General features: G+C 68.7%; 21 protein-coding genes. 7 read left to right on the forward strand and 14 right to left on the reverse strand.

All coding sequences use genetic code 11. From position 1 onward, the window contains the following. The first annotated feature begins 104 nt into the window (after positions 1-104). A complete protein-coding gene (locus tag AC5RVG_RS12085) occupies positions 105-689 on the forward strand; it encodes a DUF3043 domain-containing protein (protein WP_493999757.1) in 585 nt (194 codons plus the stop codon). A gap of 162 nt (positions 690-851) precedes the next feature. Here the strand turns inward: AC5RVG_RS12085 and AC5RVG_RS12090 are convergent, their stop codons facing one another. Continuing rightward, positions 852-1919, reverse strand: a complete 1068-nt coding sequence (locus tag AC5RVG_RS12090; RefSeq protein WP_494014013.1) for a quinone-dependent dihydroorotate dehydrogenase — start codon at positions 1917-1919, stop codon at positions 852-854. A gap of 92 nt (positions 1920-2011) precedes the next feature. Between AC5RVG_RS12090 and AC5RVG_RS12095 the strand changes: the two genes are divergently transcribed. After that, the gene (locus AC5RVG_RS12095; protein ID WP_494014014.1) at positions 2012-3028 is read left to right on the forward strand and encodes an alpha/beta hydrolase; all 1017 of its coding nucleotides are present in this window, start codon (positions 2012-2014) and stop codon (positions 3026-3028) included. A 24-nt stretch (positions 3029-3052) separates the two neighbouring features. On the opposite strand, the gene AC5RVG_RS12100 is transcribed toward AC5RVG_RS12095, so the two are convergent. The 3 genes from AC5RVG_RS12100 to leuA form a co-directional block, all read right to left on the reverse strand. Then, on the reverse strand, positions 3053-3853 hold the full coding sequence (locus AC5RVG_RS12100; protein ID WP_494014015.1) for an isoprenyl transferase: 801 nt from the start codon (positions 3851-3853) through the stop codon (positions 3053-3055). Continuing rightward, entirely contained in the window at positions 3850-4602 is a 753-nt protein-coding gene (gene recO, locus AC5RVG_RS12105) for a DNA repair protein RecO (RefSeq protein WP_493999761.1), read from the reverse strand. The genes AC5RVG_RS12100 and recO overlap by 4 nt, the downstream gene beginning before the upstream one ends. Before the next feature lie 68 nt (positions 4603-4670). Further along, positions 4671-6422, reverse strand: a complete 1752-nt coding sequence (gene leuA / locus AC5RVG_RS12110; protein WP_494014016.1) for a 2-isopropylmalate synthase — start codon at positions 6420-6422, stop codon at positions 4671-4673. A gap of 211 nt (positions 6423-6633) precedes the next feature. On the opposite strand from leuA, the gene AC5RVG_RS12115 reads away from it, so the two are divergent. After that, the gene (locus tag AC5RVG_RS12115; protein WP_494014017.1) at positions 6634-8574 is read left to right on the forward strand and encodes a M13 family metallopeptidase; all 1941 of its coding nucleotides are present in this window, start codon (positions 6634-6636) and stop codon (positions 8572-8574) included. A gap of 6 nt (positions 8575-8580) precedes the next feature. Here the strand turns inward: AC5RVG_RS12115 and AC5RVG_RS12120 are convergent, their stop codons facing one another. From AC5RVG_RS12120 to AC5RVG_RS12140, 5 genes are all read right to left on the reverse strand, one after another. Further along, on the reverse strand, positions 8581-10269 hold the full coding sequence (locus AC5RVG_RS12120) for an LCP family protein (protein ID WP_494014018.1): 1689 nt from the start codon (positions 10267-10269) through the stop codon (positions 8581-8583). 115 nt (positions 10270-10384) lie between these two features. After that, on the reverse strand, positions 10385-11326 hold the full coding sequence (gene era / locus AC5RVG_RS12125) for a GTPase Era (RefSeq protein ID WP_494014133.1): 942 nt from the start codon (positions 11324-11326) through the stop codon (positions 10385-10387). A 50-nt stretch (positions 11327-11376) separates the two neighbouring features. Further along, entirely contained in the window at positions 11377-12711 is a 1335-nt protein-coding gene (locus AC5RVG_RS12130; RefSeq protein WP_493999765.1) for a hemolysin family protein, read from the reverse strand. 9 nt (positions 12712-12720) lie between these two features. After that, a complete protein-coding gene (gene ybeY, locus AC5RVG_RS12135) occupies positions 12721-13194 on the reverse strand; it encodes an rRNA maturation RNase YbeY (RefSeq protein WP_493978405.1) in 474 nt (157 codons plus the stop codon). Continuing rightward, positions 13191-14297 carry a PhoH family protein gene (locus tag AC5RVG_RS12140; protein ID WP_494014134.1) on the reverse strand — a complete coding sequence of 369 codons (1107 nt, stop codon included), beginning with the start codon at positions 14295-14297 and terminating at the stop codon, positions 13191-13193. Before AC5RVG_RS12140 ends, ybeY begins: the two co-directional genes overlap by 4 nt. Before the next feature lie 278 nt (positions 14298-14575). On the opposite strand from AC5RVG_RS12140, the gene AC5RVG_RS12145 reads away from it, so the two are divergent. Further along, the gene (locus AC5RVG_RS12145; RefSeq protein ID WP_494014019.1) at positions 14576-15577 is read left to right on the forward strand and encodes a GerMN domain-containing protein; all 1002 of its coding nucleotides are present in this window, start codon (positions 14576-14578) and stop codon (positions 15575-15577) included. 23 nt (positions 15578-15600) lie between these two features. Here the strand turns inward: AC5RVG_RS12145 and AC5RVG_RS12150 are convergent, their stop codons facing one another. The 3 genes from AC5RVG_RS12150 to hrcA all read right to left on the reverse strand — a co-directional run bounded on the left by AC5RVG_RS12150 (position 15601) and on the right by hrcA (position 18649). Next, complete coding sequence (locus tag AC5RVG_RS12150; protein WP_494014020.1) at positions 15601-16428, reverse strand: 16S rRNA (uracil(1498)-N(3))-methyltransferase; 828 nt, start codon at positions 16426-16428, stop codon at positions 15601-15603. A gap of 2 nt (positions 16429-16430) precedes the next feature. After that, the gene (gene dnaJ / locus AC5RVG_RS12155; RefSeq protein ID WP_494001258.1) at positions 16431-17564 is read right to left on the reverse strand and encodes a molecular chaperone DnaJ; all 1134 of its coding nucleotides are present in this window, start codon (positions 17562-17564) and stop codon (positions 16431-16433) included. Positions 17565-17635: 71 nt separating this feature from the next. Continuing rightward, positions 17636-18649: a heat-inducible transcriptional repressor HrcA gene (gene hrcA / locus AC5RVG_RS12160; protein ID WP_494014021.1), complete on the reverse strand. Its 1014-nt coding sequence runs from the start codon at positions 18647-18649 to the stop codon at positions 17636-17638. A gap of 146 nt (positions 18650-18795) precedes the next feature. Between hrcA and AC5RVG_RS12165 the strand changes: the two genes are divergently transcribed. Together AC5RVG_RS12165 and AC5RVG_RS12170 are read left to right on the forward strand one after the other, a co-directional pair. After that, positions 18796-19638 carry a DUF3097 family protein gene (locus AC5RVG_RS12165; RefSeq protein ID WP_493999770.1) on the forward strand — a complete coding sequence of 281 codons (843 nt, stop codon included), beginning with the start codon at positions 18796-18798 and terminating at the stop codon, positions 19636-19638. Positions 19639-19747: 109 nt separating this feature from the next. Then, positions 19748-20170, forward strand: coding sequence for a DUF4870 domain-containing protein (locus tag AC5RVG_RS12170; RefSeq protein WP_494014022.1), 423 nt, complete (start codon positions 19748-19750; stop codon positions 20168-20170). A 79-nt stretch (positions 20171-20249) separates the two neighbouring features. Here AC5RVG_RS12170 and AC5RVG_RS12175 read toward each other — a convergent pair whose 3' ends face one another. Beyond that, positions 20250-20735: a DUF4188 domain-containing protein gene (locus tag AC5RVG_RS12175; protein WP_494014023.1), complete on the reverse strand. Its 486-nt coding sequence runs from the start codon at positions 20733-20735 to the stop codon at positions 20250-20252. 55 nt (positions 20736-20790) lie between these two features. Between AC5RVG_RS12175 and AC5RVG_RS12180 the strand changes: the two genes are divergently transcribed. Next, positions 20791-21354, forward strand: coding sequence for a TetR-like C-terminal domain-containing protein (locus tag AC5RVG_RS12180; protein ID WP_494014024.1), 564 nt, complete (start codon positions 20791-20793; stop codon positions 21352-21354). Between the two features lie 10 nt (positions 21355-21364). Here AC5RVG_RS12180 and hemW read toward each other — a convergent pair whose 3' ends face one another. Next, positions 21365-22594, reverse strand: coding sequence for a radical SAM family heme chaperone HemW (hemW, locus tag AC5RVG_RS12185; RefSeq protein ID WP_494014025.1), 1230 nt, complete (start codon positions 22592-22594; stop codon positions 21365-21367). Positions 22595-22637 lie beyond the last annotated feature (43 nt).

Below are 22637 nucleotides of genomic sequence, written 5' to 3' on the forward strand. Positions count from 1 at the left end.
CACCCTATCGCCCGGGCTCCGTCGCGACGATGCCCCCGTGACTCCCCCGGCGGCGCGGGTCCCAAGGGGGACAACGGCCGTACGCGGTCCGGTATTCTTGACTGGTGTTCGGACGTAAAAAAGAGGCTCCCACGCCCCAGGAAACCATCGACCAGGCCAACGACGCCCAGCAGCCTCGATACGGCAAGGGCGCGCCCACGCCCCGGCGCAAGGACCAGGAAGCTGCGCGCAAGCGCCCCCTGGTTCCGAACGACCGCAAGGCCGCCAAGGAGGCCAACCGGGCCGCCATGGCGGATCAGCGGCTGAAGATGCGCGAGGCCATGAACACCGGCGACGAGCGCTTTCTGCCGTTGCGCGACAAGGGGCCGCAGAAGCGCTTCGTCCGCGACTTCGTGGACGCCCGCTGGGTGCTGGGCGAATTCCTGATCGTCTTCGCCCTCATCTTCGTGGTCCTCAGCTTTATCCGCGACCTCAACGTCCAGGCGTTCATCCTGTTCGGCTTCTGGGTGCTGCTGGCGCTGGTCGCCATCGATGCCTTCATCCTCGGCCGCCAGCTCAAGAAGCGCCTGGCCGCCAAGTTTGGCGACGTGGAGCGCGGGGCTGTCTGGTACGGCGTGATGCGCGGGCTGCAGCTGCGCCGGATGCGCCTGCCGAAGCCGCAGGTCAAGCGCGGCGAATACCCCGCCTGATCCAGCGGGGAGGGGCCGGTCGAAGGGTCGGGAGCATCGCGGCTCCCGGCCCTTTCGCATCCCTGGGGCTTGGAGCATCAAGGCCCTGCCCTTTCGCATCCCGTCCGAGGCCCGGTCGCGCTTCGGAGGGCATGCCGGGGCGCCGGATGGCGCTGGGTCCGTTCAGCGCCGGCGCTTGGCCAGGCCGCGGTTGATGCGGCTTGCCCAGAAGGGTCCCTCGTACAGGAACGCCGTATAGCCCTGCACCAGGGTCGCACCGGCGTCCAGCCGCTGCTGCACGTCGCCGGCCGTCTCGACACCGCCCACGGAGATTAGCGCCAGGTCGTCCCCGACGGCGGCGCGCAGCCGGCGCAGCACGTCGAGGGAGCGCTGCTTCAACGGGGCCCCGGAGAGGCCGCCTTCCCCGCAGGCCGCGATCTTGGTGTCGTCCGAGACAAGGCCCTCGCGGGAAACCGTCGTGTTGGTCGCGATGATGCCGTCCAGGTTCAGTTCCAGCGCGAGCCGGGCGACGTCGTCGATGTCCTCGTCGCTGAGGTCCGGGGCGATCTTCACCAGCAACGGGACATGGCGGCCGGCCGCGGAATCGGCGGTCTCCCCCACTGCCCGCAGCAGCGGCCGCAGCGTCTCCACGTTCTGCAGCAGCCGCAATCCGGGCGTGTTCGGCGACGAAACATTGACCACGAGGTAGTCGGCGGACCGGGCCAACAGCTGGGTGCTCTTCAGATAGTCCTCGGTGGCATCAGCCAGTTCCACCACCTTCGTCTTGCCGATGTTCACGCCGATGACGGGCCGGAGCGTGCCGTATCGGGAAGCCAGGCCGCGCCGGGCGGCGGCGATCCGCGGCGCGACGGCCGCCGCGCCGTCGTTATTAAAGCCCATCCGGTTGATCACGGCGCGGTCCTCGACCAGCCGGAACAGCCGGGGCTGCGCGTTGCCCGGCTGCGCGCTCCCGGTGATGGTGCCGACCTCCACCGCGCCGAAACCCAGGTCGGCCAGCGCCTCGATGCCGAAACCCTCCTTGTCGAAGCCCGCGGCCAGGCCGAACGGCGAGGGGAAGGTCAGGCCCAGCGCCTCGGTGGCCAGGGACGGATCCGGGCGCGTGACGCGGCGCAGCACTGCCCCGGCCCCGCACCGGTGCGCGGCACGGATGAGCTGGAAACCGATTCGGTGGGCACGCTCGGCGTCCATCCAGGAGAACGCGGCGCGGAAGAAGGCGGGGTAGAGGCGCATGGTCCTAGTTTTCCGTGCGGAGGCCGCCGCACCAAACCGTGTCCACCCGGCGATAACATGGGGGCAGCAACCGGACAGAGAGGAAGGACCACGTGGCGACGGCAGCCGACTGGCAAGAAGACATCCTCGGCCCGGAGTTCGAGTCCACGGTCCTGCAAGTGCCGGCCCCCGGCGGGCGGGAGCAGCGGGCGACGCTGATCCGCTACCTGCCGCACTCCCCGCAGCGCTCCCCCGGCGGGCACGCCGTCCTGTATGTGCACGGTTGGAGCGACTATTTCTTCAACACGGAACTGGCGGAGTTCTGGCACCGCCAAGGCGTGGCGTTCTTTGCGCTGGACCTGCACCATCACGGACGCAGCCTGCGGGAGGGGGATCCGGCGGGCTTCGTGACGGACCTGCGCCAGTACGAGGACGAGATTTCGCTGGCGCTCGATCTGATCCGTGAGGAACGCGGCCAGTCGGAGACGAAGATCACGCTGATGGGACACTCCACCGGAGGGCTGGTGGCGGCCCTGTGGGCGGCGGAACACCCGGGCGAGCTGCGCGCCCTGGTCCTGAACAGTCCCTGGCTGGAAATGCACGGCAGCTCCCTGGTCCGGCGAGCCGCCGGCGCGGTGCTGGAACCCTTGTCCCGGCTCAAGCCGGAAACCGAGATCAAACTGCCGGTCCGGGGCTTCTACTACCGCAGCATCAGCCGCACCGCCGAGGGCGAATGGGATCTGGACCCCAGGCTGCGGCCGCCGGAGTCCTTCCCCGTGCGCGCCGGTTGGCTCAGCGCCATCTGGGAGGGACAGTCGAAGGTCGCGAAGGGGCTGAAGCTCGAGATCCCGGTGCTGGTGATGTCTTCGACGCGCAGCATGAACGGCTCGGTCTGGCACGAGGACATGAGGAGCACCGACGTGGTGCTGGACATCCGCACCATGACTGAGCGGGCGGTCCGGCTGGGATACAGCGTCTCCATCGAGCAGGTGCATGACGCCCTGCACGACGTGTTCCTCTCCCGCACCGACGTGCGGCGGGACGCCTATGCCCGGCTGCAGCGCTGGGCGCAGGCCTACGTGTTGCAGGACGACCGGACCGAGGACCTTACGGACACCCAGCAGCGGTAGTACGGCCGCCGCGGTTGCAACCGGCTAGGCCCCGCCGGCCGCGGCGGCGTCCACCGCTCCCCCGTACCGCCGGTCGCGGCGGGCGTAAATGTCGATGGCTTCCCAAAGGGTGCGGCGGTCCACATCGGGCCAGAGGGTATCCATGAACACCATCTCCGCATACGCGGACTGCCACAGCATGAAGTTGGAGAAACGCTGCTCCCCCGACGTGCGCAGGAACAGGTCGACGTCCGGCAGGTCCGGCTCGTCGAGGTAGCGCTGCACGGTCTTTTCCGAGACCGACGATGCCCGCAGCCGTCCGGCCGCGACGTCGGCGGCGATGGCGGCGGCGGCATCGGCAATTTCCGCCCTCCCGCCGTAGTTCACGCACATGGTCAGGGTGCAGGTGGAGTTGCCGGCCGTCTGTCGCTCGGCGACCTCCAGTTCGTTGACCACCGACTTCCACAACCGGGGCCGGCGGCCGGACCAGCGGATCCGCACCCCCCAATCGTCGAGTTGGTCGCGCTGGCGGCGCAGCACATCCCGGCTAAAGCCCATCAGGAAGCGGACCTCTTCCGGGGACCGCTTCCAGTTCTCGGTGGAAAAGGCATACACGCTGACGTGTTTGACCCCGATTTCGATCGCGCCGGCCATCACGTCCAGCAGGGCCGCTTCCCCGGCGCGGTGCCCCTCGGTCCGCGGCAGCCCGCGCTGGTTCGCCCAGCGGCCGTTGCCGTCCATCACGATGGCCACGTGTTCCGGGACCAGCGCCGGAGGCAGGGCGGGCGGTCTGGCGCCGGAGGGATGCGGCCATGGCTGCTGCGGTTGCCGGGAAATCGGGGTCACACTCGCTCCACATGCTTGAGGGATTTCAGGGTTCGTTCAAGGTGCCACTGCAGGTAACTGGCCACCAGGCCGGCGGCCTCGCGGCGCGGGCCGGCGGCGGAGGCGTCCGCTGCCGGCCAGTCTCCGGAGAGCAGGGCGGCGAGCAACTGCATCGTTTCCGGTGCGGGCGAGGCCGACCCGGGCGGACGGCAGTCGTGGCATACCGCGCCGCCCAGCGGAGCGGCGAAGGCGGTATGCGGTCCCTGGGCGCCGCACCGGGCACACTGGTCGAAGCTGGGGGCCCAGCCCGCCGTCGCAAGCGCCCGCAGCAGGTAGGAATCCAAGATCAGCTCGGGTGCGTGCACGCTGCGGCTGAGCGCCGAGAGCGCGCCGATGACCAGCCCGTAATGCGCTCCTGCCGATTCGCCGTCGACGTCGGTGAGTTTTTCCGCCGTCTCGCAGATGGCGGCGGCGGAGGTGTACTTGGTGTAGTCGGCGGCGATGTCCCGGCCGTACGGCCCGACCATCTGGGCCTGCGTGACGATGTCCAGGCTCCGGCCGGAGACCAACTGCAGGTCCGCGACCATGAAGGGTTCCAGCACCGCGCCGAACTTGCTGCTGGTGCGGCGCACGCCTTTGGCAACCGCCCGGATCTGGCCGTGCTGCCTGGTGAGAAGCGTGATGATCCGGTCGGCCTCGCCGAGTTTGTGGGTCCGCAGGATGACGCCCTGGTCCCGGTACGTGCGGGAGGCGAAGGATCTGTTGGACACCGTCCCATTCTCCCACTAAAGCGGGCTCCCCCGCCGCGGCACGGCAGGGAAGCCCGCTGGAGGGTTCCCTAGAGGGAGCCGGCGGCCTTGGCCCCTTCGTCGCGGATGGCGCGGTTTACCGCGGACACGACGGCTTTCAGGGAGGCCATGGTGGTGTTCGTGTCGATGCCGATGCCCCACAGCACCCGGTCGCCCACGGCACACTCCACGTAGGCGGCGGCCCGGGCGTTGCCGCCCTCGGAGAGCGCGTGCTCGGTGTAGTCCAGTACCCGCACATCCACGCCGTCCTGCCGGAAAATTTCCAGCAGCGCGGCGATCGGGCCGTTGCCTTCGGCCGTGCGGCGGCTCTGGACGCCGTCCACGCCCATGGTGGCGGTCAGCTGGAAGGAACCGTCGTCGGCGCTGTCGGTCTTAACGGATCCCAGGGTGTAGTGGCCCCACCGGTTGTCCGGGGTCGGCAGGTACTCGTCGGTGAAGGTCTCCCACAGCTGCGCGGGGCTGACCTCGCCGCCCACGGTGTCCGTGCGCCGCTGGATGACGCCCGAGAACTCGATCTGGGCGCGGCGCGGCAGGTCCAGGTTGTGCTCGTGCTTGAGCAGATAGGCCACGCCGCCCTTGCCGGACTGCGAGTTCACCCGGATCACGGCTTCATAGCTGCGGCCCAGGTCCTTCGGATCGACCGGCAGGTAGGGCACCGCCCAGACGAGTTCGTCCACCGTCTTGCCCTGGGCGGCCGCGTCGGCCTCCATGGCCTCGAAGCCCTTCTTGATGGCGTCCTGGTGGGAGCCGGAGAATGCGGTGAACACCAGGTCGCCGCCGTACGGGGAGCGTTCGGGCACCGGCAGCTGGTTGCAGTATTCGACGGTGCGGCGCACTTCGTCGATGTTGGAGAAATCGATCATCGGGTCGATGCCCTGGCTGAACAGGTTCAGCCCCAGCGTCACCAGGTCCACGTTGCCGGTCCGCTCGCCGTTGCCGAACAGGCAGCCCTCGATCCGGTCGGCGCCGGCCAGGTAGCCCAGTTCCGCCGCCGCCACCCCGGTGCCGCGGTCGTTGTGCGGGTGCAGGGAGAGGATCACGTTCTCGCGGTTGTTCAGGTTCCGCGACATCCACTCGATGGAATCGGCGTACACGTTCGGGGTCGCCATCTCCACCGTGGCCGGCAGGTTCAGGATGACGTTCCGGTCGGCGGAGATCTCAAAGACGTCGGTGACGGCGTTGCAAATGCGGGCCGCGAATTCCAGTTCCGTGCCGGTGTAGGACTCGGGCGAGTATTCGTAGGTGATCTCGGTGCCCTTCAGGCCCTCTTCGTACTTCCGGCACAGCCGGGCGCCCTGCAAGGCGATGTCCACGATGCCGTCCTGGTCTTCCCGGAACACCACCCGCCGCTGCAGCACGGAGGTGGAGTTGTACAGGTGCACGATGGCGCGGCCGGCGCCGGCGATGGACTCGTAGGTGCGCTCGATCAGGTGCTCGCGGGACTGTGTGAGGACCTGGATGGTCACGTCATCGGGGATCCGGTCGCCTTCGATCAGCTGGCGGACAAAGTCGAAGTCGGTCTGCGATGCGGACGGGAAACCGACTTCGATCTCCTTGTAGCCCATTTTCACCAGCAGGTCGAACATCTTGTGCTTGCGTTCGGGGCTCATCGGATCGATCAGCGCCTGGTTCCCGTCGCGCAGGTCCACGGCGCACCAGCGCGGGGACTTCGTCATCACTTTGTCCGGCCAGGTGCGGTCGGGCAGTTCTACGGCGATCTGGTCCTGGAAGGGAATGTACTTATGGATGGGCATTCCGGAGGACTTTTGTGCGTTTCGCATTTTGGTGTGTGGCCTTTTCTCATGTGAGCTAATCGAAAAATTTTGGCCGGGCAACACAAACTCCGCAGCGAGGGTTCGGCCTGTCAAACAGTAGTTCGCGTGGCCTCGCCGCGGCAGCTAAGAAGGAGCATTCCTGCGCGCACAATTTCACACTAGCACGGTGCGTAGGATGTGAGGGAATAGATGAAAGCAACGAAGAAATGAGGCGCACATGAGCCGCTCCGGCATCGTGTTGTCCAACGTCGACCCGGCCGTCCGCCCGCAGGACGACCTCTTCCGGCACGTGAACGGGAAGTGGCTTGCCGAGACCGCCATCCCCGACGACCGGGCGCTGGAAGGCTCCTTCACGGCCCTGCGCGACGCATCCGAAGAATCCGTGCGGGCCATCATCGAAGACGCCGCCGCGCACCCGGATCCCACCAGCCCGGCGGGTAAGATCGGCGTCCTCTACGCCGGTTTCATGGACACCGACACGGCCGAGGCCAAGGGTTTCTCGCCGCTGGCGGAGCAGTTCGCCGCGATCGCGAAGATTTCCGACCGGGACGGGCTGCGCGAGGTGATCGGGGCCTTCAGCCGCAGCGGCGCCGCGTATCCGCTCGCGTTCTTCGTCAACAACGACGCCGGCGACCCCACCCGCTACCTGATCTACCTGTACCAGGCGGGACTGGGTCTGCCGGACGAGGCGTACTACCGCGAGGAGGACTTCGGTCCCATCCGCGAGGCCTACCGGGACTACGCCCGGAAGATGCTGCAGCTGGCCGGCTTCGACCCGGTGCAGGCTGACGCGGCGCTGGATCTGGAGCACAAGCTGGCGGCCGGCCACCTGGACAAGGTCTCCTGCCGCGATCCGCAGCAGACCTACAACCTGCGCACCGCCGGGCAGGTGGCCGCCATGGCGGACTGGATGCCGGAATGGCTGGCGGCGCTGGGCCCCGAAGCGGGCGCGGCGGCCGAGCTGGTGGTCTGCCAGCCCGGGTTCCTCGGCACGCTCGACGCCCTGCTGGACAGCGAGCCGCTGGAGGCCTGGCAGGCCTGGCTGCGGCTCCACGTGCTGACGACGGCGGCGCCTTATCTTCACGACGAAGCGGTCCAGACGCACTTCGGCTTCTACGGCCGCACCCTCAGCGGCACCCCGGAACTCAAGGAGCGGTGGAAGCGCGGCGTGTCCCTGGTGGAAGGCGCCCTCGGGGAGGCCATCGGGCAGGAATACGTGGCGCGGCATTTCCCGCCGGCGCATAAAGAACGGATGGAAGAACTGGTCGCCAACCTTCTGGCCGCCTACCGGGAGAGCATCTCCGCCCTGCCGTGGCTCAGCAGCGCAACGATCGGGAAAGCGCTGGAGAAGTTGGCGGCCTTCCGCACCAAGATCGGCTACCCGGAGAAGTGGATCGACTACTCCGCCTTCGTGCCCGGGGACGATGTCTGGTCCAACGTCCTCGCCTCCAACGAGTTCGAGGTCCGCCGCAACCTGGCGAAGCTGGGTAAGCCCATCGACGAGGCCGAGTGGCACATGACGCCGCAGACCGTCAACGCCTACTACATGCCGACCATGAACGAGATCGTCTTCCCCGCGGCGATCCTACAGCCGCCCTTCTTCGATGCCGACGCCGATGCCGCGGCCAACTACGGCGCCATCGGTGCGGTCATCGGCCACGAGATCGGCCACGGCTTCGACGACAAGGGATCGCAGTACGACGGCACCGGCGCGCTGCGGAACTGGTGGTCCGACGAAGATCGGGCCGCCTTCGAGCGGCTCACCGGCCAACTGGTGGCCCAATACGCGGCGCTCAGTCCGGCGGAGGCTCCCGGCAACACGGTCAATGGCGAACTCACCCTGGGCGAGAACATCGGCGACCTCGGCGGGCTGGCCATCGCGTACCGCGCGTACCGGCTGAGCCTGGCGGGCCGGGAAGCCCCGGTGATTGACGGGCTGAGCGGCAGCCAGCGGTTCTTCTACTCCTGGGCCGAGTGCTGGCGGCAGAAGATCCGTTCGGAGGAGGCGGCGCGCCGGCTGGCGATCGACCCGCATGCCCCGAACGAGTTCCGCTGCAACCAGGTGGTGCGCAACCTGGACGCGTTCCACGAAGCGTTCGGCACCGCTCCGGGCGACGGGCTGTGGCTCGACCCGGCCGAGCGGGTCAGGATCTGGTAGCGGCTGCTAGAAGGCGCCGGGCTGCTGGCAGGTGACCTGGTCGGCGGTCTGGCCCTTGAAGCCGCCGGCCACGCCGCCGGTCTCGGCCAGTTGCGTGCCGCTGGCGAAGTCCCGGCCGACCGACAGGGCGACGCCGTAGTGGTCGCCGGAGGCGAGGACGTTGGCCCGGGGGACGTTCAGTTCTTCCGCGAGGGAGAGGGCCACGTGTTCGAATCCGGCCGAGTAGAACAGCTGCGTGGTGGTGCGTTCGGATCCGCCGTCGCCCGGGGCCGCCAGCAGGTACCCCAGCGCCTGCAGCTGTTCGGCCAGTTCCTCGTCGCGGCCGGCCGCGCCGGAGGCGTTGATTACCTCGACGGGCTGCACGGCCGGGTCGAAGGACGGCACGCCGGCCGTCGGGTCCCCGCCCGGCGCGGTCGTCGCCCCGGCCGTCGGCCCGCCGTCGTCGGTTGCCGTCGGGGACGGGGTGCCGCCGCCCGAGGCGCCGGCCGCGGGTTCTCCGCCGGCCTCCCCCGTCGTCGTCGGGTCGGGCGACCCGGCGGTGTTGACCTCCGGTGCGGTGACGTCGCCGTCCTGGCGCAGGATCCGGAACAGGGCCTGTCCCGGTTCCTCGTCCAGGACCAGGCGGTTCTCGTCCATGGGGGCGCTCTTAGTGGGCAGCGCGACGAACGCGACCTTCCCCAGGTCAACGCTCTTGACCCGGTCCGCCAGGGCCAGCAGCCGGGAAACCTCGGCCAGGCCTTCGTCCACCGTGAGGTTGTTGACCACGGCCTCGGCGATGGAGTAGAGGCGGGGCACGTTGGTCAGCGTGCCTTCGGACTGGATCTTGCGGGCCATGGACGCCAGGAAGCTCTGCTGCGCACGGATACGGCCGCGGTCTCCGCCGTCGCCGAAGGAGTGCCGGGTGCGCAGGAACGCCAGCGCCTGCTCGCCCTGCACGGTGCTCACGCCGGCCGGGAGCCGCAGCTTGGAGTAGGTGTCATTAATGGGCTCGTTGACGCAGACTTCCACGCCGCCGATCACCGTGGAGAGCTCCTTGACCGCGTTGAAGTCGGCCATCATGAAGTGGTCGATCTCCAGGCCTGTCATTTCGTTGACGGCCGCCACGGTGCAGCCGGGGCCGCCATAGGTCAGGGCGGCATTGAGCTGGGCATCCTGCTGCTCCGGGTACACCTCGCCGGTCTCCGGATCGGTGCAGGTGGGGATGGTGGTGAGCAGGTCGCGCGGCAGGCTGACCACGGTGACCCGCTCCCGGTCCGCGGACAGGTTCATCAGCATCATCACGTCCGATTTGCCGAAGCCGGCCGACGAGCCGTCCGAGCCGTACCGGCCGTCGCTGCCGGCGCGTGTGTCGGTACCCAGGATGAGGATCTGCACGGGATCACGGCTCAGGTCCACCGGCAGCCCTTGGGCGCCGGTGCCCAGGTTCAGCGGCGAGGTGCTGATGCTGTCGCGCAGGCCCACGATTTTGAACACCACGACGCCCACACCGGCCGCCAGGGCCAGCGCCAGCGCGCCCGCCACGACCTTCAGCCACAGCAGTTTGGGCCCGCGGCCCATGTGCCTCGGATTGGCGGCCCGCGCCTGCGCGCGCCGCGGCGGGCCGCCGGCCGGTGACCGCGGGGCGGGATCCTGCCCCGCGGGCGGCTGTCCCGTCGGGGTCTGCGGGTCATCACCGGAACTGCCGCGATGATCCACGGGATACCCCTCTGCACGGTTGTAAGTCAGATAAAAAAGACGCGGCCAGCCCATCACTGGCCGCTAAGTATTCTACGGGTTGCGGCCGGGGAAAGTTCCCGGCGGCGCCGGAGGCTCAGAAACCGAGCCGCACCAGCTGCTTGGGGTCGCGCTGCCAGTCCTTGGCTATTTTTACGTGCAGGTCAAGGTAGACGCGGGTGCCCAGCAGGCCCTCGATCCCCTTGCGCGCGCGGGTGCCGACGTCGCGGAGCCTCTCCCCGCCCTTGCCGATGATGATGGCCTTCTGCGACGGACGCTCCACGAAGAGGTTCACCCGGACATCCAGCAGCGGGTTGTCGGCGCTGCGGCTTTCGCGCGGAACGATCTCCTCGACCACCACGGCCAGCGAGTGGGGCAGTTCGTCGCGCACCCCCTCCAGCGCCGCCTCCCGGACCAGCTCGGCCACCATCACGGCTTCGGGTTCGTCCGTGAGCTCGCCGTCGGGATAGAGCGGCGGCGACAGCGGCATCTGCCGGACCAGCACATCCGCGACCGTCTGGACCTGGTCTCCCTTGGCGGCGGAAACCGGCACGATGTCGGCGAAGCCGTCCGGGCCGAAGATCTCCGCGCCCAGTGCCGCGACCGCCAGCAGCTGCTCGGCCAGCGCCTGCTTGTCCATCAGGTCCGTCTTGGTCACCAGCGCCACCACGGGCTTGCCGGACAGGGCGGCCAGCTGGTTGGCAATGAAGCGGTCGCCGGGGCCGATCTTCTCGTTGGCCGGCAGGCAGAAGCCGATCGCGTCCACTTCGGCAAGCGTGTCCGCCACGAGGTCGTTCAGCCGCTGCCCCAGCAGGGTCCGGGGCCGGTGCAGGCCGGGCGTGTCCACCAGCACCAGCTGGGCATCCGGCCGGTGCACGATGCCGCGGATGGTGTGCCGCGTGGTCTGCGGTTTGGCGGAGGTGATGGCCACCTTCTGCCCGACCAGCGCGTTGGTCAGCGTGGACTTGCCCGCGTTCGGGCGGCCCACCAGCGACACGAAACCGGCGCGGTAGTCCTTGGGCCAGCCGCTTGACGGCATGGCCACGGCCTTGTCGGTGCTGTTGGCGCCGGTGGCGTTTTCGGGGTTGGTCATCGTTCCCTCTCCGTCCCGGGCATCCGGGCGGGGTCATCGGCGGCGGCAGCGCCGTCGTCGTTGGCGTACTGGTTCCGGGCGGGCGCTTCGTACCAGGCCAGGACATGGCTGACGCGGTTGCGCCGGCCCTCCAGCCGTTCGGCGCGCAGGTGCAGGCCGTCCAGCTCTACTTCGCTGCCGACAATCGGCACCCGGCCGAGGCTTTTGGCCAGCAACCCGCCGACGGTGTCCACCTCTTCGTCGTCCAGCTCCAGATTGAACAGTTCGCCGACGTCGTCGATGCCGGTGCGCGCGCTGACCCGGTACAGGCCGTCCGGCAGCGCCTCGATTTCGGGGCGCTCGGTGTCGTATTCGTCGACGATCTCGCCGACGATCTCCTCGATGAGGTCCTCGAGCGTGACCAGGCCGGCGGTGCCGCCGTATTCGTCGATCACGATGGCCACGTGCGTGGACTCGCGCTGCATTTCCTGCAGCAGCTCGCCGACCGACTTCGACTCGGGCACGTACCGGACCTCGCGGCAGATCTGGTCCACCAGCATGCCGGCGCCGTGGTCCTCCCGGCCGTGGATCCGGGCGGCCACGTCCTTCAGGTAGACGATGCCGCGGATCTGGTCCGCGGTGTCCATGATCACGGGGATCCGCGAATAGCCCGACTGCAGGAACAGCGTCATGGCCTCCTGCAGGGTGGAGCCGGAGTCGATGCTGAGCATGTCCGTGCGCGGCACCATCACCGCCCGGACTTTGGTATCGCCCAGCTCGAAGACGGAGTGGATTAGTTCCGCCTCGGTGTCCTCGATCATGTCGGACTCGTTGGCCCGGTCCACGAGTTCGCGGAACTCCTCTTCGGTGAAGAAGGCCGCGTCGGCGCGCGGCGCGTTCGGGGCCACCGCGCTGCCCAGACGGACCAGCCATTGGGGCACGGGACCGAGGATCGAGCACAGCAGCCTGACCAGCAAGGCGGTGGAAAGCACGACGGCGCCGGCGTGCATCCGGCCCAGTTGCCGCGGGGAGACCCCGACCAGCACGAACCCGACGGCGGCCATGGTGACGGTGGCCAGCAGTCCGGCCAGCCAGATGTTGTCCAGCAGGTCGTGGAACAGCAGGGCGATGGCGACGGCGGCGGCCATCTCGAACCAGACGCGCCAGAAACGCAGCCCGTGCATGTGGGCCGCCGGCGACGCCAGGATGAGGCGCAGGCTGCGGCTCCGCCCGGAACGCAGCAGGTTTTCCGCGTCGTGGCGCGGCAGGTAGGTAAAGGCGGCCTCGGCGGCGGTCAGCACCCCGGCGAACAGCGTGAAAGCCAGCGTCATGGCGGCGAGTATCCAGAGCATCGCCGGGCTCTACAGGGTGGTTTCGGTGGGGGCTGCCTTGCCGGTGAAGGAGGACAGCAACTGGCGCTGCAGGCCGAACATCTCTTCCTTCTCGGCCGGCTCGGCGTGGTCGAAACCGAGCAAATGCAGGATGCCGTGCGTGGTCAGCAGCAGCATTTCGTCCAACAGGCCGTGGCCGGCCTTCTTTGCCTGCTCCTGCGCCACCTGCGGGCAGATCACGATGTCGCCCAGCACGCCGGGCGGGCCCGGCTTCATCGCGGTGCCGGGACGCAGTTCGTCCATCGGGAAGGACAGCACGTCGGTGGCGCCCGGCTCGTCCATCCACTCGATGTGAAGCCGCTCCATCGCTTCGGTGTCGACCATGATGATGGACAGTTCCGCCTCCGGATGGACGTAGAGCGAGTCCAGCACGAACCGTGCCAGCCGCACCAGCTCTTCCTCGTTGGCGGCGACGGCCGATTCGTTGTTGACCTCGATGCTCATGCTCGATCCTCCGGGCCGGCTTCCACGTCCGTCTTCCGCCTGGCCGCGGGTGCGCGGCGCGGTCCCCGGCCGCCGTCTGAGCGGCGCGACTCGTCCCGGCCGCCCTCGCCGCGGCGGGACTCGTCCCAGCGGCTGTACGCCGTCACGATGTCGCTGACCAGCCGGTGGCGGACCACGTCGGTGGCGTCCAGCCGGGAGAAGCGGACGTCCTCCACGCCGTCGAGTATTTCGCTGACGATCTTCAGGCCCGAGCTGGTGCCGCCGGGCAGGTCGATCTGCGTCACGTCCCCGGTCACCACCATCTTGGAACCGAAGCCCAGCCGGGTGAGGAACATCTTCATCTGTTCCGGGGTCGTGTTCTGCGCCTCGTCCAAAATGATGAACGCGTCGTTGAGCGTGCGCCCGCGCATGTAGGCCAGCGGCGCCACCTCAATGGTGCCCGCGGCCATCAGGCGCGGAATCGATTCCGGGTCCATCATGTCGTGCAGGGCGTCATAGAGCGGGCGCAGGTACGGGTCGATCTTGTCGCTGAGCGTGCCCGGCAGGAAGCCCAGCCGCTCCCCCGCCTCGACCGCGGGACGGGTCAGGATGATGCGGTTGACCTCTTTGTGCTGCAGGGCCTGGACCGCCTTGGCCATCGCCAGGTAGGTCTTGCCGGTACCCGCGGGGCCGATGCCGAACACCACGGTGTGGTTGTCGATGGCTTCGACGTAATTCTTCTGGTTCAGGGTCTTGGGCCGGATGTTGCGGCCGCGCGAAGAGAGGATGTTCAGCGTCAGGACTTCGGCCGGCCGCTGCGCCGACTGTTCCCCGAGCATGCGCAGCAGCTGGGCGACCACCTGCGCGGTGATCCTCGTATCCTTCGCTGCCAGGGCGCGGATCTCTTCCACCACGTTGAGCGTGAGCTGCACTGCGTCGGCGGGGCCGGTGATGGAAAGTTCGTTGCCGCGTACATGCAGGTCCACATCGCTGAACTCCGACTCGATGACCCGCAGCACCTCGTCGTGGGCGCCGAGCGCCCTGACCATGTGTTCCGACGAATCGAAATGGACGGAACGGCTGCTTGATCCCAGCGGATCGACATCCAGGCGTGATTGGGACATAGTCCGGCCGATGTGGCCTTTCATCGCTCCTTCGGTGGGCGCTTGCTGGCGGTAACCGGAAATGGATCCGGTCCCGACGGTACAAGTCCATGCTACGGCACGAGCCGCCGCACAGTCCTCTGCGGGCCCGAAAAACGCCTTGGTATCGATCCTGCATCAATCCTGCATCAGTCCGGTTGAGCGCCGGTTAAAGCAGCCATCAGCCCCCCTCCCGTATGCCAAGCTAGTGAGGCAGGAAAGGCGGCAGCAGCCCTTTTCGGCCCACAAAAACCCGGTCATTGCCAACGTCAGAAGGGATCGAAAGCATCACCAGCAACCAGCTCCGGCAGCCTGCAGGCTCGGTCCCAACACGCCGCTTCGGTGCGTGGTTGGCCCTGGTCACTGCCTCATCGCTGGTGCTGCTCGGATGCTCGCCGCAGGCCGCCGGCGGTGGCGGCGGCGGACAGACCTCCATGCCCAATCCCACCGACCCCGCTTCGGCCAGCAGCCCCCTGGTCTCCAGCGTGCCGGTCGAGACCCTGCGCTCCTCGGAGCTCTCCCCCGTCTATTGGCTGGGCACCAATGCCGGGAACGTGTTCCTGTACCGGGAATACCGCCAGGCGGAGAACCTGGGTGATCCCATTACGACGGCGGTGGCCGCGCTGACGCGGCTGCAGCCCCTCGATCCGGACTACTTTAATCCGCTCAGCCCGGCGAGCAAGGTGGGCGCCTCCATCACCAACGGTTCGGTCATCACGCTGGACATTTCCTCGGACGCGTTCAGCCGCCGCGTGGATGCCGGCATCGCCGAACGGGCCGTGCAGCAACTGGTCTTCACCGCCACGGCCGCGGCGGCGAACGCCGGGCTGAGCACGTCGGATGATCCGCTGGAAGTGGTCATCCTCGTGGACGGGCACCACGGTTACGAAGCCTTTGGCCATGTGCCGCTGGGCCAGCCGATGGGCCGGAACAGCAGCCTGGCCGCCCCGGTATGGATCATTGATCCTGCCGACGGTGCCACCGCAGCCGGACGCGTGGAGGTGTTCGGCCGCGGGGTCGCGTACGAATCGGAACTGAGCTGGCAGATTTTCCGCCTTGCCGGCTCCGACGACACGTCCGAAGGCGACCTGGTCAAGGACGGCACGGCCCTCGTTGATGCCGACAGCGGGCAGATCGGCGAGTTCCGGTTCAGCCAGAAGCTGGATCCGGGCACCTACCGGCTGTACGTGTTCCAAAAGGACCAGGACGGGCGGACCGACGAACGGCAGAATGCGGACAGCAAGGTCTTCACCATCACCTAGGCCGGCTCTGCTGACGGACGTGGTCAGCGCCAGCGGCCCAGCAACTCGCTGAGCAGGGTCAAGGCGGCGGGTCCGGCCGTGGAGGACCGCAGGACGTGCGGCCCCAGCCTCACGGCCACCGCCCCGGCGTCGAGCATCGCCTCCACTTCGGCCTGGCTCATCCCGCCTTCGGGGCCCACGATCATCAGCACGCGCCCCGCGCCGCCGGTACGGGCTCCGGGCGGGGCAGCGCCGCCGTCGTTTCCGCCGCGCTCCCCGGCGGAGGAGCCGGCACGCAACCCGGCCCCCTCCACGGCGTCGGCCACGCTGCCTGCGGCGTCCTCGTGCAGCAGCAGCGAGAGCCGGCTGTCCCGGATCAGGGCACAGAGCCCGGCCCGTTCCACCAGCGGCTCCACCTCCGGAACGCGGGCACGCCGCGACTGCTTGGCGGCCGCCCGGACCGCCAGCTGCCATTTCGCCGCGCCCTTGGCCGCCTTGTCCGCCCTCCAGCGCACGATGCTGCGTTCGGCCTGCCACGGCACCACGGCATCGACACCCAGTTCGGTGGCCGCCTCGATGGCAAGTTCGTCGCGGTTTCCCTTGGCCAGCGCCTGCACCAGCACCAACTCCGGGTCGGGCCGTGGCTCCTGCAGGATCCGGAGCGCGCGGACGGTAAGCTGGCCTGAGGTGCCGGCAACGGCCTCCCCTACCAGCCGCCGGCCCCGCCCGTCGGCCAGATCGACGGCTTCACCCGGTTCGATCCGCTTGACCGTGACGGCGTGCCGCGCCTCGTCGCCGGCCAGGGTGAAGCTGTCGCCCGGAGCGACGTCGTCGAGCTCGCCCGGAGCGGTGAAGAACAGGTGGTTGGTCACGCCTAGAGGTTACCGAGCCGGTCCCGCAGGCGGGCGAAGACGCCAGTGCCGGAGGACGCCAGCTTGCCCTCGGTGTATTCCTCGCCGCGGGCCCTGGCCAGCCGGCGCAGCAGGTCCTCCTGCTCCGCATCCAGCTTGCTCGGGGTCTCCACATGCACGTGCACCTGCAGGTCGCCGCGACCGTAGCCGCGCAGGTGGGTCACGCCCAGGCCGCGCAGGGTGAGGGTCTCGCCCGCCTGCGTGCCGGGCTTGATGCTGACTTCCTGTTCGCCGTCGAAGGTGTCCAGTGTGAGGTCGGTGCCCAGCGCGGCAGCGGTCATCGGCACCGAGAGCGTGACGTGCAGGTCGTCGCCCTCGCGGATGAAATTCTTGTCCGGGTTCACGCGGATTTCCACATACAGGTCACCCTGCGGGCCGCCGGCGGGGCCTGCTTCGCCCTGGCCGGCCAGCTGAATCCGCGTTCCGGTCCCGACGCCCGCCGGGAGCTTGATGGTCAGCGAACGACGGCTGCGGACGCGGCCCTCACCGTTGCACTCGTTGCAGGGGTCGGGAATGACCGTACCGAAGCCCTGGCAGCTGCCGCACGCGGCAGTGGTCATGACCTGGCCCAGGATGGACCGCACCGCACGCTGGACCTGGCCGGAACCGCCGCAGATGTCGCAGGTGCGCGGGCTGGTGCCGGGGCGGCAGCAACTGCCGTCGCAGGTGGGGCAGACGACGGCGGTGTCCACTTCGATTTTCTTGTTGACGCCGAAGACCGCGTCCTTGAGGTCGATCCGCACGTTGATCAGGGCGTCCTGGCCGCGGCGGGTCCGGGAGGCCGGACCGGCGCCGCCCGCTCCGGCGCCGCCGAAAAAGCTTTCGAAGATGTCCTGGAAGGCGAACCCGGACCCGGAGAAGCCGCCGCCGAAGCCGGTGTCGTTGCCGTTCTCGTTGCCGGTGGTGTCGTAGATGCGCCGCTTCTGCGGGTCGGACAGCACCTCGTACGCGTGGCTGACCTGCTTGAACTGTTCGGCTGCCTCCGGGCCGGGGTTCACGTCCGGATGCAGCTTGCGGGCCAGCTTGCGGTAGGCCTTCTTGATTTCCTCGGTGGAGGCGTCCTGGCTGACACCGAGGGCGTCGTAGTGGTTACTCACCTTGTAGTACTTCACTTCCTGGGGATCGGTTCACCGGCGCCGACGGCCGGTGCGGACACTGCGCGGCGTGGCTAGCCGGCGAGGATCCGTGACAAATAACGTGCGACGGCGCGGACCGCGGCCATGGTGGTGGGATAGTCCATCCGGGTGGGGCCGAGGATGCCGACCTTGGCCGTCGCGCCCGGGCCGTATCCGGTGGCCACCACGGAGGTTTCGGCCAGCGAACCGTAGGGGTTTTCGCTGCCGATGCTCACCGACATGCCACGCGCGTCCTGATGCAGTTCGGAGAGCAACTGCAGCAGCACCACCTGTTCTTCAAGAGCCTCGAGGATGGGACCGATGCTCAGCTGGAAGTCGACCGTGGAACGGGCCAGGTTGGCCGTGCCGGCCATCAGGATCCGCTCCTCGTTCGTGGCCGCGGCAAGCTGCGAAAGCTGCGACGCCAGGGCCTCGGCCGTGCCCGCCGGCCCCGCCTGCGGCGGCACCGGGGAGGTCTTCAGCAGCCCCGGCACTGCCGCCAGCGGCTTCCCGGACAGCACCGACAGGAATGCCGTGCGCAGCGTGGCCAGGGCCTCCTCGGTGACGTCCGCCGGAAGCGCCGCGACATGCTGCTCCACCTTGCCGTTGTCCGCGATCAGCACGACCAGGGCCCTTTTGGGAGCCAGCAGGATGAACTCGATGTGCCGCACCTTGGCAGCACCCAGCTGGGGATACTGGATGACGGCCACCTGGTTGGTCAACTGGGACAGCAGCCGCACGGTGCGTTCCATGACATCGTCTAGGTCGTCGGCGCCTTCCAGCAGTTTCTGGATGGCGCGGCGCTCGGGGGCAGAGAGCGGCTTGACGTCCGAAATCCGGTCCACGAACAGGCGGTAGCCCTTGTCCGTGGGAATCCGGCCGGCGCTGGTGTGCGGGGCGACGATCAGCCCCTCTTCCTCCAGCGCCGCCATGTCGTTGCGGATCGTGGCTGAGGATACGCCCAGGCTGTGCCGGTCGACCAGTGCCTTGGAGCCCACCGGCTCACGCGAGTGCACATAGTCTTCGACAATGGCGCGGAGCACTTCCAGCCTCCGGACCTCGCTCACTGCACTCCTCCTGTCTCCAACTCGTCTGCGGACAGACCGTTAGCACTCAACACGTCCAAGTGCTAAGTCTAATACGTCGCCGCCGTTGTTAGCATTGTCGGGCGGCCGTGCCGTGAGGACGACAACCAGCAGAGGACTTAAAGTTTATGAGCAGCTACGGCTGGGGCCCCCAGGATCTCACCGCCCCCAAGGCCCGGGCACTGCGCGAAATCGGCGCCGAACCGGGACTGGTGCTCGAGGACGCACAGAGCGGGTGGGTCGGCGCCGTCGTCCGGGTGGAGAAGTCCGGCGGTGTGCATCTGGTGTCGCTGGAAGACCGCCGGGGCAAGGTCCGCTCGTTCCCGCTGGGTTTCGGCTTCCTCTTCGAGGGCGAGCCGGTGAAGGTGGTGCCGGCGGCGCCCGCGGCGAAGGCTCCCGTCCGGCAACGGACGGCCTCCGGTTCGGTCAAGGTCGAGGGACAGCGGGCCAGGGTCGCGCGGGCCAGCCGGATCTGGGTCGAAGGCAAGCATGACGCCGAACTCGTGGAGAAGGTCTGGGGAGACGACCTCCGCGTGGAGGGGATCGTGGTCGAACCCCTGCACGGCGTGGACGATTTGGCAGCGGCCGTGGCGGACTTCTCCCCCGGCCCGCAGCGCAGGCTCGGCATCCTGGTGGACCACCTGGTCCCCAACTCCAAGGAGTGGCGGATAGCCGAGGCCGCCATGGCCGTGCCCGCGGCGGCGGGCAACGTACTGATTGTGGGCCACCCCTACGTCGACGTGTGGCAGGCCATCAAACCGGCGGTCATCGGCCGATCCGCGTGGCCGGTGGTTCCGCGCGGCACCGATTGGAAGACCGGCATCCTCGCCGGCCTCGGCTGGCCGCACCGGACCCAGATAGACATCGCCGACGGCTGGAAGAGGCTGCTGGGCAGTGTTAACACCTATGCCGACCTGGAGCCCAGTCTCTTGGGCAGGGTGGAAGAAGTCATCGATTTCCTGACGGTTTGAGCCGGTTCCGTCCGGCGCCCCCGCCCGCGGAATGCACCGGGAGACGGGCTGGAACAGCTAGGCTAGGAACAGAAGTGAGCCGTCAGAAGATTTTCCGAAGGTAGGTCCAGTGTCCGAGAACTCTGCTCGTCAGCAGCAGCCGGAGCGCAAGTCCGCTCCGCGCCAGCAGTACCAGAGCGCGTCGGCGTCCGCTTTGCCCCTGACCCCTTCGGAGGACCGGCAATGGGCCACCATGGCGCACTTCGGCGGCATCCTGGGTTGCTTCCCGTCGCTGGCGATCTACCTGATCTTCAAGGACCGGGGTCCCTTTACCGCCCAGGAGTCCAAAGAGGCCCTGAACTTCACGGTTCCGCCCACGGCGGTGGCCATCATTGCGAACCTGCTGATCCTCATCCCGGCGGTCAGCGGACTCTTTGCCGTCATCGCGGCCGCCATCTGGGTCTTCCTCACGGTCTACTCCGTCATTGCCGGCGTCAAGTGCAACCGCGGCGTTCCCTACCGGTACGCCTACAACCTGCGCCTGTTTCGGTAGCTCTGACATCCGGCCCCCACAGCCGCTCCGTTAGCGCTGCCGTTCCGCCAGCGCTGCGGCCTCCTACAGGGCCGCCCTCCTACCCTGCCTGCCGCGAGAACCGCTGGCGGGCGGTGTTCATCCCCGCCGCGATCGGCACGTGGCCGGTCGCCGCGGCCAGGCCGAAGCGCGGCATGTCGCTATAGACACTCTCCCGGCCCCCCGGCACCGTCTCGTACGTTTCGTGCCACACACCGACGTCCCCGCTGCCGGCCGATTCGCGCATGAACCGCCGCCAGGGTTCCAGGTGCGGCGCCGAGCGGTCGGACGCGAACCGCTGCAGGTGTTCCGGGCTCTTCCAGTAGCTGAGCATGATCGTGGTGCGCCCGAACCATTGGTGGAAGCCCAGCAGGCCGGCCTCCGGCGATGCCGCCAGGTGCGCCAGCATCGCCGGCATAGCCGACGCGGTGCGGGCCACCTTGCCGATCTTCCACCAGCGGTTCGCCCGCATCCCGATGAGGAAGACCGTGACCCGTTCGCCGCCCGGATCGGCTGTGAACCGTCCTGTGTGTACGTGTTCCGACATGAGCCGATTCCTTTCGTAACAGTGTTACAGAACATTGTTATGGAATACTGGGCTCATGGCAAGACCCATAGTCCACGATGATTCGCTGCGGCGCACGCTGCTCGACACTGCCGCGGCCCTGATTACCCGCGACGGCGCCCCCGCCGTGTCGCTCCGGGCGATCGCGGCGGCGGCCGGGACGTCGACGACGGCGGTGTACTCGCTCTTCGGCGGGAAGGCGGAGCTGCTCACCGCCATCCTCGACGACGGTTTCGCCTCCTTCGCGGCCTCCCAGCAGCGCGCCGCTCCCGACGGACTGGAGGCGCTGGGCAAGGCTTACCGGGCGTGGGCCCTGGAGCATCCGGTCCTGTACGGCCTCATGTTCGGCGGCTCACTGGCCAGCCAGGTGCCGTGCCAGCCGACGCCCGGCGCCGCGGAACCGGCGATCGCGCCGCTGTTTGCCGCCGTCGCCGCCGCCCTGCCCGGGGCATCGGACGACGACGTCGCGTCCATGGTGGGCGTGGTGTGGGGCCAGGTCCACGGGCTCGTCTCGCTGGAGCTGGCGGGCGCGCCGGCTGCCGGGTGGAGCTGGGACTCCGCCTACGAGGCGGCCCTGCACCGGATCGGCCGGTCGCTTTAGGCCTGCGCGGTCAGTCCTCGAGCAACCGCCGCACCACGGCGTCGGCCAGCAGCCGGCCCTTGAGGGTGAGCCGGATCGTCCCGGCGAAGGCCGCGGCCGGGTCGACCAGGGCGTCGGCGATCAGCCCGGCCACGGCCTTCCGGCCGTTCGGGCCCAGGTCCCGGGTCTGCAGCCCGTCGATGATGCGGGTCTGCAGCATCACGTGTTCCAGCTGGCGGGTGCCGGTGTCCAGCGTTTCGCGGCCGGCTGCCGGAGATACCCCCGTGGCCAGCCGCTGGGCGTAGGCCGCGGGGTGCTTCACGTTCCACCACCGGACCCCGCCCACGTGCGAGTGTGCGCCCGGGCCGGCTCCCCACCAGTCGTCCCCGCGCCAGTAAGCCAGGTTGTGCCGGCAGCGGTCCTCGGGAGTGCGGGCCCAATTGCTGACCTCGTACCAGCCGAACCCGGCCGCGCCGAGCCGCGCGTCTGCGATCTCATACTTGGCGGCGTGGTCGTCGTCGTCGATTCCGGGCACCTCGCCGCGGCGGATCTGCGCCGCGAGCTTGGTCCCGTCCTCGACGATCAGGGCATAGGCGGAGATATGGTCCGGCGCGCAGGCGATCGCGGAGTCGAGGCTGGCCTCCCAGTCCGCAATGGACTCCCCCGGCGTGCCGTAGATCAGGTCCAGGCTGACGTTCAGCCCGGCGTCGCGGGCCCACTGCACCGCCTGCGGCACCCGTTCCGGGTTATGGGTACGGTCGAGGACCTTCAGCACATGCGGCACGGCCGACTGCATGCCGAAGGACACGCGGGTGAAACCGGCGTCGGCCAGGATCTTCAGTGATTCCGGCGTGACCGAGTCCGGGTTGGCTTCCGTGGTGACCTCGGCGCCCGGCTCCAAACCCCACAGGTCCGCGGCCTGGCGAAGCATCGACGCCAGGTCCGCCGCCGGCAGCAGGGTCGGTGTGCCGCCGCCAAAAAACACGGTGGCCAGCGGACGGTCGGGCAGGCCGGAGTCACGCAGCACCCGCGCCGCCAGCTCCAGCTCCGTGTTCAGGGTGCCCGAGTACTCATCCTGCGACGCGCCGGAACCCAGTTCCTTGGCGGTATAGGTGTTGAAATCGCAGTAGCCGCAGCGCACCCGGCAGAACGGGATGTGCACATACAGGCAGAACGCGCGGTCCTCCGCGCCTGCCGCTGCCTGAGCAGGCAGCAGGCCGTCGGCCGGCGCCGGGTCCCCCACGGGAAGGACGCTAGGCACTGAGGCGCGCCTCCGCCGTCGTCGTTGTGGTCACAAGCACTGC

It is taken from the genome of Arthrobacter senegalensis (assembly GCF_059091765.1).

What these genes read in the sequence shown, in the direction of transcription:
- AC5RVG_RS12115 (WP_494014017.1), top strand. Translation starts at nt 6,634, where the DNA reads ATGAGCCGCTCCGGCATCGTGTTGTCCAACGTCGACCCGGCCGTCCGC.
- AC5RVG_RS12130 (WP_493999765.1), bottom strand. Translation starts at nt 12,711, where the DNA reads ATGCTCTGGATACTCGCCGCCATGACGCTGGCTTTCACGCTGTTCGCC.
- leuA (WP_494014016.1), bottom strand. Translation starts at nt 6,422, where the DNA reads ATGCGAAACGCACAAAAGTCCTCCGGAATGCCCATCCATAAGTACATT.
- AC5RVG_RS12165 (WP_493999770.1), top strand. Translation starts at nt 18,796, where the DNA reads ATGAGCAGCTACGGCTGGGGCCCCCAGGATCTCACCGCCCCCAAGGCC.
- AC5RVG_RS12090 (WP_494014013.1), bottom strand. Translation starts at nt 1,919, where the DNA reads ATGCGCCTCTACCCCGCCTTCTTCCGCGCCGCGTTCTCCTGGATGGAC.
- AC5RVG_RS12175 (WP_494014023.1), bottom strand. Translation starts at nt 20,735, where the DNA reads ATGTCGGAACACGTACACACAGGACGGTTCACAGCCGATCCGGGCGGC.
- ybeY (WP_493978405.1), bottom strand. Translation starts at nt 13,194, where the DNA reads ATGAGCATCGAGGTCAACAACGAATCGGCCGTCGCCGCCAACGAGGAA.
- AC5RVG_RS12180 (WP_494014024.1), top strand. Translation starts at nt 20,791, where the DNA reads ATGGCAAGACCCATAGTCCACGATGATTCGCTGCGGCGCACGCTGCTC.
- AC5RVG_RS12140 (WP_494014134.1), bottom strand. Translation starts at nt 14,297, where the DNA reads ATGTCCCAATCACGCCTGGATGTCGATCCGCTGGGATCAAGCAGCCGT.
- era (WP_494014133.1), bottom strand. Translation starts at nt 11,326, where the DNA reads ATGCCGTCAAGCGGCTGGCCCAAGGACTACCGCGCCGGTTTCGTGTCG.